Below are 19,346 nucleotides of genomic sequence, written 5' to 3'. Positions count from 1 at the left end.
CATGGTCGAACTGGGCCGCTGGACCCCGGCCGAGGTGGCCGACGCCAAGATCGAGAACGTGGTTGCGCCGCCGCTGCGGGCGCGCTGGCTGGCGCCCCTGGCCGCGCAGCGCCTGCTGCAGGAAGCGGGCAGCCAGCGCAAGGCCGGCCGGCGCCCGGGCGAGCGGCCCGCCGTGGTCACGTCCACCCTGGACGCGGACATGCAGGCGGCGGTGGAGCGCATGCTGCAGGACCGGGTGGACGGCCTGCCGCCCAAGGTATCGATGGCCGTGTTGGTGATGGACAACGATACGCTGGAGGTCAAGGCCTATGCCGGCTCCGCCGACTTCTCCGACGAAAGCCGGGCCGCCCACGTGGATATGGTGCGCGGCGTGCGTTCGCCGGGCTCCACGCTCAAACCCTTTCTGTACGCGCAGGCGCTGGACGAAGGCCTGATCCACTCCGAAAGCCTGCTGATCGACGCGCCGATGTCGTTCGGCGGCTACGCGCCGGGCAATTTCCAGGCCGCGTTCGCCGGCCCGATCAGCGTGGCGCAGGCCCTGCAGCGTTCGCTCAACGTGCCGGCGGTGGACCTGCTGGATCGCGTCGGGCCCAGCAGTTTTGCCTCGGTCATGCTGGCCGGCGGGGTGCGGTTACGTTTGCCCGCGGGCGCGGAACCGAATTTGAGCTTGATTTTGGGCGGGGGCGGCACCACATTGGAAGAACTGGTGGGCGCTTACCGGGCCCTGGCCCGCGGGGGCGTCTCCGGGCGGCCCCGGCTGCGGCCGGAGCAGCCGCGGGTCGAGTCCCGTATGATGAGCCCTGGGGCGGCCTGGATCGTCCGTGACATTCTGGAGAGCGGCGGCCATCCTGACCGGCCGTTCTACCAGTCGGGCAGTCCGGCGCGGCAACTGGCCTGGAAAACCGGGACCAGTTTCGGATTCCGCGACGCCTGGGCCGTTGGAGTGACCGACAGGTGGACGATGGGCGTCTGGGTCGGCCGTCCGGATGGTACGCCCAACCCCGGATTTTTCGGGGCAAACGTGGCTGCGCCGCTACTGCAGGATATCGTGGCGGCCTTGCCGGAAGGCGCTCAGCAGGTCCGCGTCAGGCCCGAAACGGTGCAGGCCGCGGTGACATGCTGGCCCCTGGGTTACAAGCTCGGCAGCGTGCCGTCCGGCGAATGTCCGGAGCAGCGCGCGGCCTGGGTGCTGAATGAAACGGCGCCGCCGTCCTTTGCCGGCTACGCCGATGCCTCGCGCGGACCGCTGCGTCTGGGCGGCGTGGCCAGCGGCTCGGTGCTGCGGCCCGTGCCGGGCGGGCGCGAAGTGGCGCTGGATGTGGATGTGCAGGGAACAGAAGGCGAAGTATGGTGGATGCTGGACGGGCGCGTGGTTGGTCACGGCGCGTCGGGTCATCCGTTTAAATTAGTGTTGGCCATGGACGGCCGGTATACGCTTACCGTCATGGATGCGCAAGGCCGTCACGACAGAGTGGTTTTTGAAATCTCTGGCGTTACGCCATGATCGGCATAGAATATGAATCGTGTATTTGCCCGCTTCGATGCGTTACGGAGGAAGCGTGATTTCTCAAGAGCTTGAAGTCAGCCTGCATATGGCTTTCGTCGAGGCCCGTTCGGCCCGGCATGAATTTATTACCGTCGAGCATCTGCTGCTGGCGTTGCTCGACAACGCTTCGGCCGTTGAAGTGCTGCGCGCCTGCGCCGCGAACCTGGACGACCTGCGCCGCAATCTGCGCCAGTTCGTCTCGGAGAACACCCCGGTGATCCCGAGCGGCGCCGAGGTCGACACGCAGCCCACGCTGGGATTCCAGCGTGTGATCCAGCGCGCCATCATGCATGTATCCGCGGGAGGCACCGGCAAGAAGCCGGTTACCGGCGCCAATGTGCTCGTGGCCATTTTCGGCGAAAAGGATTCGCACGCCGTGTATTACCTGCAGCAGCAGGGCGTGACGCGGCTGGACGTTGTCAATTTTCTGTCGCATGGCATTACCAAACAGCCCCAGGTGGAGTCCGCCGCCGTGCAGAAAGAGCAGCAGACCAATGGTGAAGAGCAGGGCGAATCGCGTCAGTCGCCGCTGGACCAGTACGCCACCGACCTGAATGCCGCCGCGTTGGCGGGCCGCATCGATCCCCTCATCGGACGCGAGCACGAAGTCGAGCGCGTGATCCAGGTGCTGTGCCGCCGCCGCAAGAACAATCCGCTGCTGGTCGGCGAGGCCGGCGTGGGCAAGACCGCGATCGCCGAAGGCCTGGCCTGGCGCATCACGCGCGGCGAAGTGCCCGAAATCCTGCAGGCCGCCCAGGTCTTTTCGCTGGACATGGGCGCCTTGCTGGCGGGCACCAAGTACCGCGGCGATTTCGAGCAGCGCCTGAAGGGCGTGCTCAAGCAGATCCGTGGCAACCCCGACGCCATCCTGTTCATCGACGAGATCCATACGCTGATCGGCGCCGGCTCGGCATCGGGCGGCACGCTGGACGCGTCCAACCTCTTGAAGCCCGCCTTGTCTTCCGGGCAGCTCAAGTGCATCGGCGCGACCACCTACACCGAATACCGCGGCGTCTTTGAAAAAGACCACGCGCTGTCGCGCCGTTTCCAGAAGATCGACGTGGCCGAACCCAGCGTCGAACAGACCGTGCAGATCCTGCGCGGCCTGAAGAGCCGCTTCGAAGAGCACCACAGCGTGCGCTACTCGTCCGCCGCCCTGTCGGCCGCGGCCGAACTGTCGGCGCGCTTCATCAATGACCGCCATCTGCCGGACAAGGCCATCGACGTGATCGACGAGGCCGGCGCCGCGCAGCGCCTGCTGCCGCGCTCGCGCCAAAAGAAGGTAATCGGCAAGGTGGACATCGAGAACATCGTGTCCAAGATCGCGCGCATTCCGCCGCAGTCCGTCTCCAACGACGACCGCAGCAAGCTCGCGACGCTGGACCGCGACCTGAAGACCGTGGTCTTCGGCCAGGACAACGCCATCGAAGCCCTGTCCGCCGCCATCAAGATGGCGCGCTCGGGCCTGGGCAAGCCGGAAAAGCCGATCGGCGCCTTCCTGTTCTCCGGTCCCACCGGCGTGGGCAAGACCGAAGTCGCGCGCCAGCTGGCTTTCACGCTGGGCGTGGAGCTGCTGCGTTTCGACATGTCGGAATACATGGAGCGGCACGCGGTGTCGCGCCTGATCGGCGCGCCTCCGGGCTACGTCGGTTTCGACCAGGGCGGCCTGCTGACCGAGGCCATCACCAAGCAGCCGCACTGCGTGCTGCTGCTCGATGAAATCGAAAAGGCGCACCCGGATGTGTTCAACATCCTGCTGCAGGTCATGGACCACGGCACGCTGACCGACAACAACGGCCGCAAGGCGGACTTCCGCAACGTCATTCTCATCATGACGACCAACGCGGGCGCCGAAACCCTGAATCGTCCGTCGATCGGCTTCGCGAATTCGCGCGTGGTGGGTGACGAAATGGCGGAAATCCGCCGCATGTTCACCCCCGAGTTCCGCAACCGCCTGGACGCGATCATCCCGTTCGCGCCGCTGGACCGCGAAATCATCCTGCGCGTGGTGGACAAGTTCCTCATGCAGCTGGAAGACCAACTGCACGAGCGTCGCGTGGAAGCCATCTTCACCACGAGTCTGCGCGAGCATCTCGCCAAGGAAGGGTTCGATCCGCTCATGGGCGCACGTCCCATGCAGCGCCTCATCCAGGACACCATCCGGCGTGCGCTGGCCGACGAGCTGCTGTTCGGCAAGCTGGTCGATGGCGGCACGGTCACGGTCGACCTGGACGAGGAAGGCAAGGTCAAGCTGGACTTCGACGAGAACGGCAAGCCGCCCTCGTCGGATGCGCCTGACAAACAGGAAGTCGAACTGGTCGACTAGGCGACTCAATGACCGCGGACCGCCAGCCGCTGATCGAGTGCGAGCACTGCGCAAGCATCTATCGCCGGCATCAGCTTGAACCTGGCGAGACCGCCAATTGCGCCCGCTGCGGCGCCACCTTGTGGCGTTACAGCGGGCTTACTTTGTCCAATTGGCTGGCCCTCGCCATTGCCGCCCTCATCGTGTTCGGGGTGGCCAACGCCTATCCCGTCGCTTCGATGTCCGTGCAGGGCATGGTGCAGCAGGCGTCCTTGCTGGACGCCATTTTCATCACCTGGCGGCAGGACCACTGGGTTGTCGCCATCATGACCGGCATGGCGGGCTTCGCGTTGCCGATGCTGCAGCTTTCCGTGTTGCTGTGGGTGTTGGGGCCGCTTTCGCGCGGCCGCGAGCCCCTGGGCTTCCGTACCGCGATGCGCCTGTTGGGCTTTCTGCGGCCCTGGTGCATGGTCCCGGTGTTCCTCCTGGGCGTGCTGGTGGCTGTGGTGAAGCTGGCGGGCATGGCCGCCGTGACTCCAGGCATCGGGCTGGTCGCGTTCGGCATCCTGACCATCCTGTTGACGATGCTGGGGCGGCTGTCGCCGCATGTGCTGTGGCGCTACGCCGAGAGTGTGGGCGTGGTGCCGGTGCATATACCCCAGACTGCGCCGGACATGGTACTGACCGGATGTCATGTTTGTGGTCAGGTGCAGGCGCTGCCCCGCGCGGCCGACCCGGAAGAACACCACCACTGCGTGCGTTGCGACGCCCTGGTGCATTTCCGCAAGCCCGATCATCTGGCACGCACCTGGGCGCTGTTGCTGGCCGCCGTGGTGTTCTATATCCCGGCCAACGTGCTGCCGGTGATGCAGGTCAGGTCGGTGCTAGGCGACAGCGCCCATACCATCCTGGGCGGCGTGGTTGAACTGTGGGATATGGGCTCTTGGGATATTGCGCTGATCGTCTTCATCGCCAGCGTGGCGGTGCCGCTGACCAAGCTGCTGGCGCTCATGCTGTTGCTGTTGACGGAACAGTGGCGCAGCACCACCAACCTGCGCCCGCGCACGCGCCTGTATCAAATGGTCGAGTTCATCGGCCAATGGTCGATGCTGGATGTTTTTGTCGTTATATTGCTGGCGGCGTTGGCGGATTTCCAGGGCTTGATGGAAATCAGCGCCGGCGCGGGTGCGGCGGCGTTCGGGCTGACAGTGATCCTGACCATGTTGTCTGCCATGAGTTTCGACCTGCGCCGCAGTTGGGATCTGGAAGGACAAAGTGAAATAGAATCGCCGCCAGTGGAAGGCGGGCGCCAGCCGGCGTCTCTCGCCGGCAAGGAAATGGGCTAGGAAGCGCCGCGGCTTCCGTCCACGAACAAGGAAGAGTAGATGTCCGAGCAAGCACCCGGATCCGGTGAAGAGAAGTTCGCGTCACCCGCGATCTCGCGCAAGAAGAAGAGCCGGATTTCATGGATCTGGCTGGTGCCCATCGTGGCGGCCCTGATGGGCCTGTCGCTGGTCGTGCGGACCTGGATGCAGGCGGGGCCCGACATCTCGATTTCGTTCAATACTGCAGAAGGGCTGGAAGTCGGCAAGACCCAGCTGCGCTACAAGGACGTGAACATCGGCGCCGTGAAGTCCATCGGCTTCAACGAAGACCGCACCAAGGTGGTGGTGCGGGCCGAGCTGTCCAAGGATGTTTCCGATCTGGCCCGCGAAGGCACCAACTTCTGGGTGGTGCGCCCGCGTCTGGACGTGAGCGGCGTGTCCGGCCTGGGCACGCTGCTGTCCGGCGCCTATATCGGCGTGGACGCGGCCGAAGGCAAGGACAGTTCCAAGAAGGCTACCAAGCTGCATTTCGAGGGCCTGGAGGTTCCGCCGGCGGTTACGCATGACCGCGCCGGCAAGCGTTTCAAGCTCAGGGCCTCTGATCTGGGCTCGCTCGATATCGGCTCGCCCGTGTACTTCCGCCGCATCAACGTGGGCCGCGTGATCGGCTACGCGCTGGATGAAACCGGCAAGGCCGTGAACGTCGAGGTGTTCGTGGACGCGCCCAACGACAAGTTCGTGACCCAAGGCTCGCGCTTCTGGAACGCCAGCGGCGTCGACTTCAGCGTCAACGCCGACGGACTCAAGGTACGCACGCAATCGCTGGTGTCGATGGCGGTGGGGGGCGTCGCTTTCGAACCGGTCCTGACCACGCGCGATTCGGGCAAGCAGGCGCAGGCCGACGCCCAGTTCGACCTGTACGCGACCGAGGCGGCCGCCAAGGCCAATCCGGACGGCGAGGCCTTCCCGATCCGCATGCGTTTTGACCAGTCGATCCGCGGCCTGACGGTGGGCGCGCCCATCGATTTCAGCGGCATCACGCTGGGCAACGTCACGCAGATCAACATGGACTTCGATCCGATCGCCAAGCGCTTCTATTCGCTGGTGGACGCCACCCTGTATCCGGAACGCCTGGGGCGCGTGTTCGAAGAAGTGCGCGATCGCGCAGCCAAGGATGGCGACCTTGCCGGCAATCGCCTGCTGGGCGGCATGATCAAGCACGGCCTGCGCGCGCAGCTGCGCACCGCCAACCTGCTGACCGGCCAGCTGTACGTGGCGCTCGACGACTTCCCGAACGCCAAGCCGGTTGAGTTCAAGGTCTCGGATCCGGCCATGATTCCGACGGTGCCCGGCAACCTGGACCAATTGCAGCAGCAGATCAGCAACATCGTCGCCAAGATCGAGAAGATTCCGTTCGACAAGATCGGCGAGGACCTGCGCACCACGCTGGCCAGCACCTCCAAGCTGATGAACCGCCTGGACAAGCAGGTCGCGCCTGAAGCGCAGAACATGCTCAAGCAGGCCAAGGAATCCATGGCGCAGGTCAACGCGCTGCTGGCCTCCGATGCGTCCTTGCCGGTCAACACGGAGAAGGCGATGCAGGAACTGGGCCGCGCGGCCCGTTCGCTGCGCGCCCTGGCCGACTTCCTGCAAGCCAACCCCGAGGCCTTGTTGCGCGGCCGCGGCCCAGACCCGATCCCCGGCGCCGGTCCTGTCAGGAACTGAACCCCATGAATAGACGCCCATTCCCCCGCGCCCGCCAGGCGACTCCGAGTTCCGAGCAGCCGCGATCCGCGGCGCCCCGTTTGCGTCCGCTCCTGTCCTTGCTGGCTTTGTCGGCGGCGCTGGCTGGCTGCGGAGCGTCTGCGCCCGTGCACTATCACACCTTGCAGGCGCCAGCGGCCCAGGCGCCGGCCGCCGGCGTGGCGCCCGCCAGCTTCCTGATCGAGGTGCAACCGGTCAACATTTCGACGCAGGCGGACCAGCCGCAGCTGATGGTGCGCAGCGGCGAGGGCAGCTTGGCCGCGCTGTACTCCGAGCGCTGGAGTTCGCCGCTGGGCGACGAGCTGCGCGGCGCACTGTCGGACGCGCTGAAGCGCGAGCTGGGCGCCCTGGACGTGCAACTGGTCAAGCCCGGGCCGGGCGCCGCGGTCTGGCGCGTGCAGACCGACGTGCAGCGGTTCGAGCTGGAGCCGGGCCGCATGGCCCAGCTCGATGCGACCTGGCGCGTGCGGCCGGTCAACATGAAGGGTTCCGGCCTGCTTTGCCGCAGCGTGGTGACGGAACCGGTGACGGAAGAGGGCGTGCCGGCCATGATCGCCGCGCAGCAGCGCGCCGTGGTCAGCCTGGCCAGCGCCATGGCCTCGGCCATACGGGGGCAGACCCCGGCGGGATCGGGCTCGGTGCAGATGCTGGGCTGCGCGGCGCTCAAGGATTGATCGTCCAGCCAAAAATCCCGCCTGATCTCAAATGGTTAACCTAGGGTTAACCATAGTGCAAAGCAAGTTGCAACCTGTCTAGCATACGGTCCTACCCATACCGGGTCCCGCAAGGGCCCGGTACTACCTTTGCCATGCGACAGGAAGCAATCTCTTATGGCCAGCACGACCCTAGGCGTTAAAGTCGACGACGCGCTCCGCGACCGGCTGAAGGCCGCCGCGCAAAAGCTCAACTGCACGCCGCACTGGCTGCACAAGCAGGCGATCCTTTCCTACCTGGACAAGATCGAGCGCGGCCACCTGCCCGCCGAGATGTCGCACCTGGGCATGGACGCGGGCGGCGAGGACGAGGCGGGCGAGGGCCATTCCGCGCCCACGCCGCCGTTCTATGAATTCGGCCAGGACGTGCAGCCGCAGTCGGTGCTGCGCGCGGCCATCACCGCCGCCTACCGGCGTCCCGAGCCCGAGTGCGTGCCGCTGCTGCTGGGCCAGGCCCGCATGCCCAACCTGGAAAAGATCCACGCCATGGCCGCCGATCTGGTCCGGAAGCTGCGCGGCAAGCGCAGCGGCGGCGGGGTGGAAGGGCTGATCCAGGAGTTCTCGCTGTCCAGCCAGGAAGGCGTGGCGCTGATGTGCCTGGCCGAAGCGCTGCTGCGCATTCCCGACCGCGCCACGCGCGATGCGCTGATCCGCGACAAGGTGGCTCGCGGCGACTGGAAGTCGCACATGGGCGGCTCGCAATCCCTGTTCGTCAACGCCGCCACCTGGGGCCTGATGATCACGGGCAAGCTGGTGGCCGTGAGCAGCGAACAGTCGCTGTCCAAGGCGTTGACCCGGCTGATCGGCAAGGGCGGCGAGCCCTTGGTGCGCAAGGGCGTGAACATGGCCATGCGCATGATGGGCGAACAGTTCGTGTCGGGCCAGACCATTTCCGAAGCCCTGGCCAACAACCGCAAGATGGAAGCCCGCGGCTTTCGCTATTCCTACGACATGCTGGGCGAGGCCGCGACCACGGCCGAGGACGCCGACCGCTATTACGCCTCGTACGAGCAAGCCATCCATGCCATCGGCAAGGCCGCGGCCGGCCGCGGCATCTATGAAGGCCCGGGCATCTCGATCAAGCTGTCGGCGCTGCATCCGCGGTATTCGCGCGCCCAGCGCGAACGCGTCATGGCCGAGCTGCTGCCGCGCGTGAAGGCGCTGACCGTGTTGGCGCGCAGCTACGACATCGGCCTGAACATCGACGCCGAGGAAGCCGATCGCCTGGAGATCTCGCTGGACCTGCTGGAGGCGCTTTGTTTCGAGCCGGAGCTGGACGGCTGGAACGGCATCGGCTTCGTCATCCAGGCCTACCAGAAGCGCGCGCCCTTCGTGATCGACTACGTGATCGACCTGGCCCGCCGCAGCCGCCATCGCGTGATGGTGCGCCTGGTCAAGGGCGCGTACTGGGACAGCGAGATCAAGCGCGCCCAGGTCGACGGCCTGGAAGGCTATCCGGTCTATACCCGCAAGGTCTACACGGACGTGGCCTACCTGGCCTGCGCCCGCAAGCTGCTGGGCGCGCCGGAAGCCGTGTTCCCGCAGTTCGCCACGCACAATGCCTACACCCTGTCCGCGATCTACCAATTGGCGGGCCAGAACTATTACCCGGGCCAATACGAGTTCCAATGCCTGCACGGCATGGGCGAGCCGCTGTACGACGAAGTCGTGGGCGCGCTGTCGCAGGGCAAGCTCAACCGTCCGTGCCGCATCTACGCGCCGGTCGGCACGCATGAAACGCTGCTGGCCTACCTGGTGCGCCGCCTGCTGGAAAACGGCGCCAACACCTCGTTCGTGAACCTGATCGGCGACGACAGCATTCCGGTCGAGCAACTGGTGGCCGACCCGGTGGAAGCCGCCGCGCGCATCGCGCCGCTGGGCGCGCCGCACGAGAAGATTCCGCTGCCGCGCGAACTCTATGGCGACCCGCAGGAGGGCGCCCGCGCCAACTCGGCGGGCCTGGACCTGAGCAACGAGCATCGGCTGGGTTCGCTGTCCGCGGCCCTGCTGGCCAGCGCCGCCATGCCGTGGCGCGCCGGCCCCATGCTGGGCGAGGGCGAAGGGGCCTGGGATGCCTCGCGCGCCATGGAAGTCCGCAACCCCGCCAATCTGCGCGACGTGGTGGGCCACGTGGTCGAAGCGCAGGCAGACGAGGCCGAGATCGCGCTGCGCGCCGCCGCCAATGCCGCTCCCATCTGGCAATCCACGCCGGTGGCCGAACGCGCCCAGTGCCTGCGCCGCGCCGCGCAATTGCTGGAAGAGCAGATGCAGACCCTGCTGGGCCTGATCGTGCGCGAAGCCGGCAAGTCATTGCCCAACGCCATCGCCGAGGTGCGCGAGGCCGTGGACTTCCTGCGCTATTACGCGGACCAGGCCGAAACGGAATTCAGCAACGACACGCACCGGCCGCTGGGCACGGTGCTGTGCATCAGCCCCTGGAACTTCCCGCTGGCCATCTTCACCGGCCAGGTCGCGGCCGCCCTGGCCGCCGGCAACACGGTGGTGGCCAAGCCCGCCGAACAGACGCCGCTGATCGCCGCGCAAGCCGTGGCCATCCTGCGCGCGGCAGGCGTGCCTGCCGGCGCCGTGCAGCTGCTGCCGGGCCGCGGCGAAACCGTGGGCGCGCAGCTGGTCGCAAGCCCCGGCGTGCGCGGCGTGATGTTCACCGGCTCCACCGACGTGGCGCGCATCATCGCGCGCACGCTGGCGGACCGCCTGGACGACGCCGGCCACACCATTCCGCTGATCGCCGAAACGGGCGGCCAGAACGCCATGGTGGTGGATTCCTCGGCCCTGTCCGAACAGGTCGTGTTCGACGTGTTGACCTCCGCGTTTGATTCGGCGGGGCAGCGCTGTTCGGCGCTGCGCGTGCTGTGCGTGCAGGAAGACAATGCCGACCACGTGCTGACCATGCTGCGCGGCGCGATGCGCGAACTGAGCGTGGGCAACCCCGACCGCCTGTCGGTGGACGTGGGGCCGGTGATCGATACGGAAGCGCGCAACGGCATCCAGCGGCACATCGAAACGATGCGCACCGCGGGCCATCGCGTGGACCAGGTGGAACTCAACGGCGAATGCCGCCACGGCACTTTCGTGCCGCCGACCATCATCGAAATCGACCACGTCAGCGAATTGACGCGCGAAGTGTTCGGGCCCGTGCTGCACGTGGTGCGCTACCAGCGCGATGAGCTCGACGCCTTGCTGGATGCCATCAACGGCACCGGCTACGGCCTGACCTTCGGCGTGCACACCCGCATCGACGAGACCATCGCACACGTGACCGGCCAGGTCCATGCGGGCAATGTCTACGTCAACCGCAATATCGTGGGCGCGGTGGTGGGCGTGCAGCCCTTCGGCGGCGAAGGCTTGTCCGGCACCGGCCCCAAGGCCGGCGGTCCGCTCTATATGTACCGTCTGCTGGGTACGCGTCCGGCCGGTCTGCCGCCGGCGCTGGACGCGGCGGCGGCGCTGCCGCAGCGCATTGCGCTGCCCGGGCCGACCGGCGAGACCAATACCTATGTGGTCGAGCCGCGCGGCGCCGTGTATTGCGTGGCCGCCACCGAAGCGGGCGCGCGGGCGCAGTGGTCCGTCGCCAGGTTGACCGGCAACCATGCCTGGTTCGCGGACACGCCCGCGGCGCAGGCGCTGCTGGCGTCGCTGGACGCCGGCCAGCAGGAACAGGCGGGCATCCTGGCCGACGATGAGGTCGACCAGGCGGACTATCAGGCGGTGCTGTTCGAAGGCGATGGCGACGCGCTGCAGGCGCTGAACCAGCGCATCGCGCAGCGCCCGGGCGCCATCCTGTCGGTCCATGGCCTGACCCCCGACGCGATCGCGGCGGGCGCTGGCTACGTGCCGGAACGCCTGCTGGCGGAGCGCTCCGTCAGCGTCAATACGGCAGCGGCGGGCGGCAACGCCAGCCTCATGACCATAGGTTGAGTCTGATATAGGACAACCCTCAGGCATCCAAGGGTTATCTCCAATATCGGGCGAGGTTGCACTGGAACGAAAATCCGGTCGCACCTTAAATCCGGAAGTCGCAACCCGGCTTCCGGATTTTGCAGAATATGCGTGCGCAAGCTCCCGCTACATCGGGCTTGCCGTAGTGAAAAACCAAAAGCCTGGCTAAAAGCTCAGGTATAACAAGGTCTTAAGTCCGACACTCGGAGGATACCCATGAAGTTCCGCACCACTTTGAAGCTTCTCGCCGCCAGCATCGCCGCCGCCGGCATGGCCGCCTCCGCGCAGGCTGCCGACGTCAAGTTCGGTTTTGCCGCACCGCTCACCGGCCCGCAATCGCACTATGGCGAGGACATGCAGAACGGCCTGAACCTGGCCCTGGAAGAAGCCAACAAGAAGGGCATCAAGGTCGACGGCGAAACCGCCAAGTTCGTGCTGGTGTCGCGCGACGACCAGGCCGATCCGCGCGTGGGCGTGCAGGTTGCCCAGCAGCTGGTCGACCAGGACGTGGTCGGCATCCTGGGCCACTTCAACTCGGGCACCACCATCCCCGCCTCGCGCGTCTACCATGAAGCCGGTCTGCCCCAGATCGCCATGGCGACCTCGCCGGAGTACACCAAGCAAGGCTACGAAACCACCTTCCGCATGATGACCAGCGACACCCAGCAGGGCGCCGCGGTCGGCAAGTTCATGGTGGAAAGCCTGAAGGCCAAGAAGGTCGCCATCATCGACGACCGCACCGCCTACGGCCAGGGCCTGGCCGACGAGGTCGAGAAGGCGGTCAAGGCCGCAGGCGGCCAGGTCGTGCGCCGCGAGTACACCACCGACAAGGCCAACGACTTCACCGCCATCCTGACCAACATCAAGGGCTCGGCGCCCGACGCCATCTTCTACGGCGGCCTGGACGCGCAATCCGGCCCGATGAAGCGCCAGCTGGCCACCCTGGGCCTGAAGGCGCCGCTGGTTTCGGGCGAAATGACCCGCAGCGACACCTTCATCAAGCTGGCCGGCGACGCCGCCGACGGCACCTACGCCTCGCTGGCCGGCGTGCCGCTGGACAAGATGGCCGCCGGCAAGGACTTCGAGCAGCGCTATCAGGCCCGCTTCAAGAAGGCCCCCGGCGTCTATGCTCCCTACGCTTATGACGGCGCCTGGAACATGATCACCGCCATCGAGCAGGCCGGCTCCGCCAAGCCCGAGAAGTACCTGCCGGCGCTGGCCAAGCTGAACCGCAAGGGCGCCACCAGCGAGCACATTTCCTACGACGCCAAGGGCGACCTGAAGGAAATCTCGGTCACCATCTACGAAGTCAAGAACGGCAAGTGGGAGATGGTTGAGACGATGGTCAGCCAGGCCAACTAAGGCGGCTGGACCGGGGCGGGAAGGCGGCTGCGCGCCGCGTCCCGCCCGTATTGCAGCGTGCGCGCCGTCAGGCGCGCGCCACGCGCGGCGCCGTGGCAGGCCTAGGGCCGTCACCGCAAGATACGCGCGATTTTTCCAGGCTTATTCAGCGGCCCCTATGGATATCTTCATTCAACAACTGATTAATGGCGTCACGCTAGGCAGCGTGTACGCCCTGGTCGCCCTGGGCTACACCATGGTGTACGGCATCATCGGGCTGATCAACTTCGCCCATGGCGACGTCGTCATGATAGGCGCGATGGCGGCGACCACCATCGCCATCTCGCTGGTGGGCGGCGATCCTTCCACGTCCGCCTTCGTGGTGCTGGGCGTCGGCCTGCTGGTGTCCGTGCCGCTGTGCATGGCCGTGGGCTGGACCGCCGAGCGCGTGGCCTACCGGCCGCTGCGCCGCGCGCCGCGCCTGGCAGCGCTGATCACCGCCATCGGCGTGTCCATCATCCTGCAGAACGTGGCCATGATGGGCTGGGGCCGCAACTACCTGAACTTCCCGCAGGTGCTGTCGCCGCAGGTGTTCGAGATTGCCGGCGCGCGCATCAGTTCGCTGCAGATCGCCATCGTGGTGATCGCGGCGCTGATCATGGGCGGGCTGCTGGCCGTGGTGCACAAGACCCGCCTGGGCACGGCGATGCGCGCCACCGCGCAGAATCGCGAAGTGGCCGGGCTGATGGGCGTGAACATCAACACCGTGATTTCGGCGGCCTTCCTGATCGGTTCGGCGCTGGCCGCGGTGGCCGGCATGATGGTCGCCACCTATTACGGCGTGTCGCAGTACACCATGGGCTTCATGCTGGGCCTGAAGGCCTTCACGGCCGCGGTGCTGGGCGGTATCGGCAACCTGGTGGGCGCCATGGCGGGCGGCCTGTTGCTGGGCATCATCGAGTCGTTGGGCGCCGGGTACATCGGCGATCTGACCGGGGGCTTCCTCGGCAGCCACTATCAGGACGTGTTCGCGTTCTTCGTGCTGGTGCTGGTGCTGATCTTCCGTCCGTCCGGCCTGCTGGGCGAACGCGTGGGAGACCGGGCATGAACGCAACCCTGAAAAGCAGCGGGTTTTCGACCCGCAACCTGATCGGCATCGCGCTGATCGGCGTGGTGCTGGCGGTGCTGCCCTTCGTGATCGGCATGGCCGGCCAAAGCTGGGTGCGGATCCTGAACTTCGCCCTCCTGTACGTGATGCTGTCGCTGGGCCTGAACATCGTGGTGGGCTTCGCGGGCCTGCTGGACCTGGGCTATATCGCGTTCTACGCGGTGGGCGCCTACACCTGGGCGCTGCTGGCTTCGCCGCATTTCGGCCTGCATCTGCCGTTCTGGGCGATCCTGCCGATCGCGCTGGCGGTGGCCTGCCTGTTCGGCGTGCTGCTGGGCGCGCCCACGCTCAAGCTTCGAGGCGACTATCTGGCCATCGTGACATTGGGCTTCGGCGAGATCATCCGCATCTTCCTGAACAACCTGAATGCGCCGGTCAACATCACCAACGGACCGCAGGGCATCAACCGCATCGACACGTTCAAGGTGGGCGAGTTCGCCTTCGGCCGCACGGAAAGCCTGCTGGGCATCCGCGTGACCGGACCGGAGAAGTACTACTACCTGCTGCTGGCGCTGACGCTGATCATCGTGGTGGTCTGCGTGCGGCTGCAGAATTCGCGCATCGGCCGCGCCTGGGAAGCGATCCGCGAAGACGAGATCGCGGCCAAGGCCATGGGCATCAACACCCGCAACATCAAGCTGCTGGCGTTCGCGATGGGCGCGTCCTTCGGCGGCGTGGCGGGCGCCTTGTTCGCTTCGATGCAGGGCTTCGTCAGCCCCGAGAGCTTCTCGCTGATGGAATCCATCTCCATCCTGTGCATGGTGGTGCTGGGCGGCATGGGCCACATCCCGGGTGTCATCCTGGGCGCCTTGATCCTGGCCGCGCTGCCCGAATTCCTGCGCGCGGTGGTCGAACCGGTGCAACACATGCTGTTCGGCGCCGTGGTGCTGGACCCCGAGGGCATACGCATGCTGCTGTTCGGCCTGGCCATGGTCTGCGTGATGCTGTTCCGTCCGGCCGGCCTGTGGCCGTCGGCGGTGCGCAAGCGTGAACTCGCAACCAAGACCCAGGGAGGCGGAGCATGAGCAAACTGCTGCAAGCCCAGGGACTGGGCAAGCGCTTCGGCGGCCTGCAGGCGCTGTCCGACGTCAGCTTCGACATCGAGCAGGGCGAGATCTATGGCCTGATCGGCCCGAACGGCGCGGGCAAGACCACGCTGTTCAACGTGCTCACCGGCCTGTACATCCCGGAAGAGGGCAGCTGCACCTTCAATGGCGAATCCATGTCCGGCAAGAAGCCGCATGAAGTCGCCTACGCGGGCCTGGCGCGCACCTTCCAGAACATCCGCCTGTTCGCCAACCTGAGCGCGATCGAGAACGTGATGATCGGCCGCCACATGCGCACCAAGTCGGGCGTGTTCGGCGCCGTGCTGCGCACGCGCGGCACGCGGGCCGAAGAGGCCGCCACCGAAGCGCGGGCGCAAGAGCTGCTGGACTATGTCGGCATCGGCCATCGCGCCAACGACGTGGCGCGTTCGTTGCCCTACGGCGACCAGCGGCGCCTGGAGATCGCGCGGGCCTTGGCCACCGATCCCAAGCTGCTGGCGCTGGACGAACCGGCGGCCGGCATGAACGCATCGGAAACCGTGGTGCTGCGCAAGCTGGTCGAGAAGATCCGCGCCGACGGCATCACCGTGCTGCTGATCGAGCACGACATGAAGCTCGTCATGGGCCTGTGCGACCGCGTGCTGGTGCTTGAATACGGCAAGGTGCTGTCCATGGGCAAACCCGCCCAGGTGCAGCGCGATCCCAAGGTCATCGAAGCGTATCTGGGCGCCGGCGCCGCGCAGGATCCGCAGATTCATCAGGAGCGCCCGGCATGACGGCAGCAGCATCCCAACCCCTGCTGGAATTGCGGGGCCTGCAGGTCTCATACGGCGGCATCCGCGCGGTGCGCGGCATCGACCTGCGCGTGGACGAAGGCGAGCTGGTCTGCCTGATCGGCGCCAACGGCGCCGGCAAGAGCACCACGCTGCGCGCCATTTGCGGACTGGTGCCGCTGGCGGGCGGCGAAGTGGTCTACGGCGGCCAGTCCGTCGGCGGCCAGAAGTCGCATGAGCTGGTGCGCCGCGGCCTGGTCATGGTGCCGGAAGGGCGCGGCATCTTCGGCCAGCTCACCATCGAGGAAAACCTGGCGATGGGGGCCTACATCCGTCGCGACGCGGCCCAGATCCGCCAGGACACCGATCGCGTCTTCACGCTGTTCCCGCGCCTGGCCGAGCGCCGCAAGCAGGCGGCCGGCACGCTGTCCGGAGGCGAGCAGCAGATGGTGGCGATGGGCCGCGCGATGATCGCGCGCCCCAAGCTGCTGTTGCTGGACGAGCCCTCGATGGGGCTGGCGCCGCTGATGGTGGAGAAGGTCTTCGAGGTGGTGCGCACCATCGCCAGCGAGGGCGTGACCATCCTGCTGATCGAGCAGAACGCGCGCCTGGCGCTGGAAAACAGCCATCGCGGCTACGTGATGGAATCGGGCGAGATCATCCTGTCCGGTCCTGCTGGCGACATGCTGCATGATCCCAAGGTGCGTGCGGCCTATCTGGGCGAGTCCGAGTAGGGCGCGGGCAGGATCCCGGGGGCAGGGCTTCGAGCTTGCAGATGTCAGGGTTCTTTAACCGCCAAGGCAGCCCTGCGCCATTCCGATGCTCGCCCCAATGGGGCTGCGCTTCGGATGGCTCCGGGCCACCTCGGCTGACAGTCGCCTAGTGCATTGGTTTCAGCCCCGTTCACGGGCAGATGCCGTGAGCCGGTGGCAGGGCGGAGGGATCCGAAGCGCAGCCCCACCGGGGCGAGCATCGGAATCCCGCAGTCCGGACGCCGGCGACTCAAGAACCCCGTCTCACAAAACCGAAGTGACAGGGCATCGAGCTTGTGGATGTCAGGGTTCTTTAACCGCCAAGGCAGCCCTGCGCCATTCCGATGCTCGCCCCAATGGGGCTGCGCTTCGGATGGCTCCGGGCCGCCTCGGCTGACAGTCGCCTAATGCATTGGTTTCAGCCCCCGTTCATGGGCAGATGCCGTAAGCCGGTGGCTGGACGGAGGGATCCGAAGCGCAGCCCCACCGGGGCGAGCATCGGAATCCCGCAGTCCGGATGCCGGCGACTCAAGAACCCCACCTCACAAAACCAAACGCCAGCAATCCAGCCCAAAATGTTCTAAACCGGCGCGCGTTCCCGGTCCACGGCCGTGACCACGCCGGCTTCGATCAAGGCGTCGATTTCTTGCTGGCCATAGCCGAACTCTCCCAGAATCGCGATGGTGTCCTCGCCCAGCCGCGGCGCCGCGCGGTGGTATTGAGCGGGCGTGGCCGACAGCTTCACGGGCATGCCTACGGTGCGCACCGTGCCCGCGACCGGGTGCTCCTGTTCCACCACCATGCCGCGCGCCAGCGTCTGGGGGTGCGACAGCGCTTGAGCGATGGAATGCACCGGACCCGCGGGCACGCCGGCATCGTCGAATACGTCCAGCCATTCCTCCGCGCTACGCGTCTTCAGAATGGCGGACATTTCCTCCACCAGCTGATCGCGGTTCTGCATGCGGTCGCGGTTGCGGGCATAGCGGGTATCCTCGGCCCATTCCGGCTTGCCCAGCGCCTGGGTGATGCGCTGCCAGTTCTTCTCGTTGGCGCCGCCGATGATGATCCAGTCGGTGGCGGTGGGAAAAGCCTGGTAGGGCGCGCTCAGCACGTGCGCCGATCCCGTGGGGCCGGGCGACACGCCGCTGCCGAAATAGATGGCGGCATGCCAGTACAGCTGCTGCAGGCTGGCTTCCAGCAATGACGTTTCGACGATCTGGCCTTCGCCGGTGCGCTGCTTGTGCTGATAGGCCGCCAGCACGCCGAAGGCCGCCAGCAGGCCGGCATTGATGTCCGCGACGGAGTTGCCGGTGCGTAACGGCGGCCCGCCAGGTTCGCCGGTGATCGCCATCAGGCCGGAGAAGCCCTGCGCCACCAGGTCGAAGCCGCCCTTGTCGGCATAGGGGCCGGTGGTGCCGTAGCCCGACACCGCGCAGTAGATCAGGCCGGGGTTCTCCTGGCGCAGCCGGTCGTAGCCCAGGCCCAGTTTTTCCATGGTGCCCTTGCGGAAGTTCTCGGTCACCACGTCGGCGTCGCGGATCATGCGCAGCAGCACCTTTTTGCCCTCGGGGTGCTTCAAGTCCAGCGCGATGGCGCGCTTGTTGCGGTTGAGCATGAGATAGGGCGCCGAGATGCCGTTGATCTGCGGGTCGCGGTACTGGCGCGAGTCGTCGCCGCCGTCGATCTTTTCGACCTTGATGACGTCGGCGCCCATGTCGGCCAGCATCATGCCGCAGGTCGGGCCGGCCATGATCTGCGACAGCTCGATCACGCGCATGCCGGCGAGCGCGCCGGCGGGGCGCGGGGTATCGCCCTGGGTATCGTTATGCATGAGTCCTCCTTGCAATGGGGTTCAGCGGGCGTTGAATTGCGGCTTGGCCTTGGCCAGGAAGGCCTGGTAGCCCGTGCGGAAATCCTCGGTGTCGAAACAGTCGAAGGCCTCGTCGCGATCTGCGTCGGTCAAGGCCTTGCCGTTCACCAGATTGCGGATGAACTTCTTGTGCCAGCGCGCCACCAGCGGCGCGCCGTCGGCGATGCGGCGGGCGGCGGCCTGGGCTTCGGAGGCGACCTGGCTGTCGGGCGCCACGCGCGTGACCACGCCCAGGCGCAGCGCTTCCCGCGCGTCGAAGATGGTGCCTTCCAGCAGCACCTGCAGCGCGGCGGTCGGACCCACCAGGCGCACCAGCGGCGCCAGTTCCGAGTACGACATCACCAGCCCCAGGTTCTTGATGGGCACGCCGAAGCGCGAGCTCTCGCCGCAGATGCGGATATCGGCCAGGCTGGCGATCTCCAGTCCGCCGCCCACGCAGATGCCGTGTATCTGCGCCACCACCGGATGGCGGCAATTGCCGATGGCTTCTATGGTCCGGCGCATCACGGCGCCGTATTCGATGGCCTGGCGCTTGTTGCTGCGCGCGGTCTCGAATTCGCTGATGTCGTTGCCCGGAGAGAAGGCCTTCTCGCCCGCGCCGCGCAGCAGCACGCAGCGCACGCTGTCGTCGGCGTCCAGCTCCAGGAAGGCGTCGCCCAGCAGCCGCCAGCTGTCTATGGTGAAGGCGTTGAGCTTTTCAGGGCGGTTCAGCACCACGGTCGCGATGTCGCCGTCGCGCTGGCACAGGATGGGGGATGCGTCGGAAGTGGGGGTAGCGCTCAT

13 protein-coding genes are annotated in these 19,346 nt (G+C 66.6%); 11 read left to right on the top strand and 2 right to left on the bottom strand.

The annotated features are described in order from the left end of the window. The 11 genes from N5C88_RS27765 to N5C88_RS27715 all read left to right on the top strand — a co-directional run. Window positions 1-1,504 (top strand): penicillin-binding transpeptidase domain-containing protein (locus tag N5C88_RS27765; protein WP_280016635.1); only part of this gene is annotated, 1,504 nt, incomplete at its 5' end. A 55-nt stretch (window positions 1,505-1,559) separates the two neighbouring features. Then, complete coding sequence (clpA, locus tag N5C88_RS27760; RefSeq protein ID WP_059379976.1) at window positions 1,560-3,872, top strand: ATP-dependent Clp protease ATP-binding subunit ClpA; 2,313 nt, start codon at window positions 1,560-1,562, stop codon at window positions 3,870-3,872. An 8-nt stretch (window positions 3,873-3,880) separates the two neighbouring features. After that, window positions 3,881-5,197, top strand: coding sequence for a PqiA/YebS family transporter subunit (locus tag N5C88_RS27755; RefSeq protein ID WP_280016634.1), 1,317 nt, complete (start codon window positions 3,881-3,883; stop codon window positions 5,195-5,197). Window positions 5,198-5,236: 39 nt separating this feature from the next. After that, window positions 5,237-6,901, top strand: coding sequence for an MlaD family protein (locus N5C88_RS27750; protein ID WP_059379874.1), 1,665 nt, complete (start codon window positions 5,237-5,239; stop codon window positions 6,899-6,901). An 80-nt stretch (window positions 6,902-6,981) separates the two neighbouring features. Further along, window positions 6,982-7,614: a PqiC family protein gene (locus N5C88_RS27745; protein ID WP_280016633.1), complete on the top strand. Its 633-nt coding sequence runs from the start codon at window positions 6,982-6,984 to the stop codon at window positions 7,612-7,614. Between the two features lie 156 nt (window positions 7,615-7,770). Then, window positions 7,771-11,592 (top strand): trifunctional transcriptional regulator/proline dehydrogenase/L-glutamate gamma-semialdehyde dehydrogenase, encoded by a 3,822-nt coding sequence (gene putA / locus N5C88_RS27740; protein ID WP_059379872.1) that lies wholly within the window; start codon window positions 7,771-7,773, stop codon window positions 11,590-11,592. Window positions 11,593-11,829: 237 nt separating this feature from the next. Then, complete coding sequence (locus tag N5C88_RS27735; protein WP_059379871.1) at window positions 11,830-12,975, top strand: branched-chain amino acid ABC transporter substrate-binding protein; 1,146 nt, start codon at window positions 11,830-11,832, stop codon at window positions 12,973-12,975. 157 nt (window positions 12,976-13,132) lie between these two features. Then, window positions 13,133-14,062: a branched-chain amino acid ABC transporter permease gene (locus N5C88_RS27730; RefSeq protein WP_059379870.1), complete on the top strand. Its 930-nt coding sequence runs from the start codon at window positions 13,133-13,135 to the stop codon at window positions 14,060-14,062. Further along, entirely contained in the window at window positions 14,059-15,147 is a 1,089-nt protein-coding gene (locus tag N5C88_RS27725; protein ID WP_059379869.1) for an ABC transporter ATP-binding protein, read from the top strand. Before N5C88_RS27730 ends, N5C88_RS27725 begins: the two co-directional genes overlap by 4 nt. Further along, complete coding sequence (locus N5C88_RS27720) at window positions 15,144-15,944, top strand: ABC transporter ATP-binding protein (protein WP_059379868.1); 801 nt, start codon at window positions 15,144-15,146, stop codon at window positions 15,942-15,944. Before N5C88_RS27725 ends, N5C88_RS27720 begins: the two co-directional genes overlap by 4 nt. Beyond that, window positions 15,941-16,675 carry an ABC transporter ATP-binding protein gene (locus tag N5C88_RS27715; protein WP_059379867.1) on the top strand — a complete coding sequence of 245 codons (735 nt, stop codon included), beginning with the start codon at window positions 15,941-15,943 and terminating at the stop codon, window positions 16,673-16,675. Before N5C88_RS27720 ends, N5C88_RS27715 begins: the two co-directional genes overlap by 4 nt. A gap of 598 nt (window positions 16,676-17,273) precedes the next feature. On the opposite strand, the gene N5C88_RS27710 is transcribed toward N5C88_RS27715, so the two are convergent. Both N5C88_RS27710 and N5C88_RS27705 read right to left on the bottom strand, forming a co-directional pair. After that, entirely contained in the window at window positions 17,274-18,524 is a 1,251-nt protein-coding gene (locus N5C88_RS27710) for a CoA transferase (protein WP_280016632.1), read from the bottom strand. Between the two features lie 21 nt (window positions 18,525-18,545). After that, on the bottom strand, window positions 18,546-19,346 hold the full coding sequence (locus tag N5C88_RS27705) for an enoyl-CoA hydratase-related protein (RefSeq protein ID WP_118932832.1): 801 nt from the start codon (window positions 19,344-19,346) through the stop codon (window positions 18,546-18,548).

It is taken from the genome of Achromobacter sp. GD03932 (assembly GCF_029839485.1).
Classification (GTDB): Bacteria; Pseudomonadota; Gammaproteobacteria; order Burkholderiales; family Burkholderiaceae_B; genus Achromobacter; species Achromobacter bronchisepticus_A.
The sequence above is the reverse complement of the archived record's forward strand: the minus strand, read 5'-3'. Positions and strand labels throughout refer to the sequence as shown.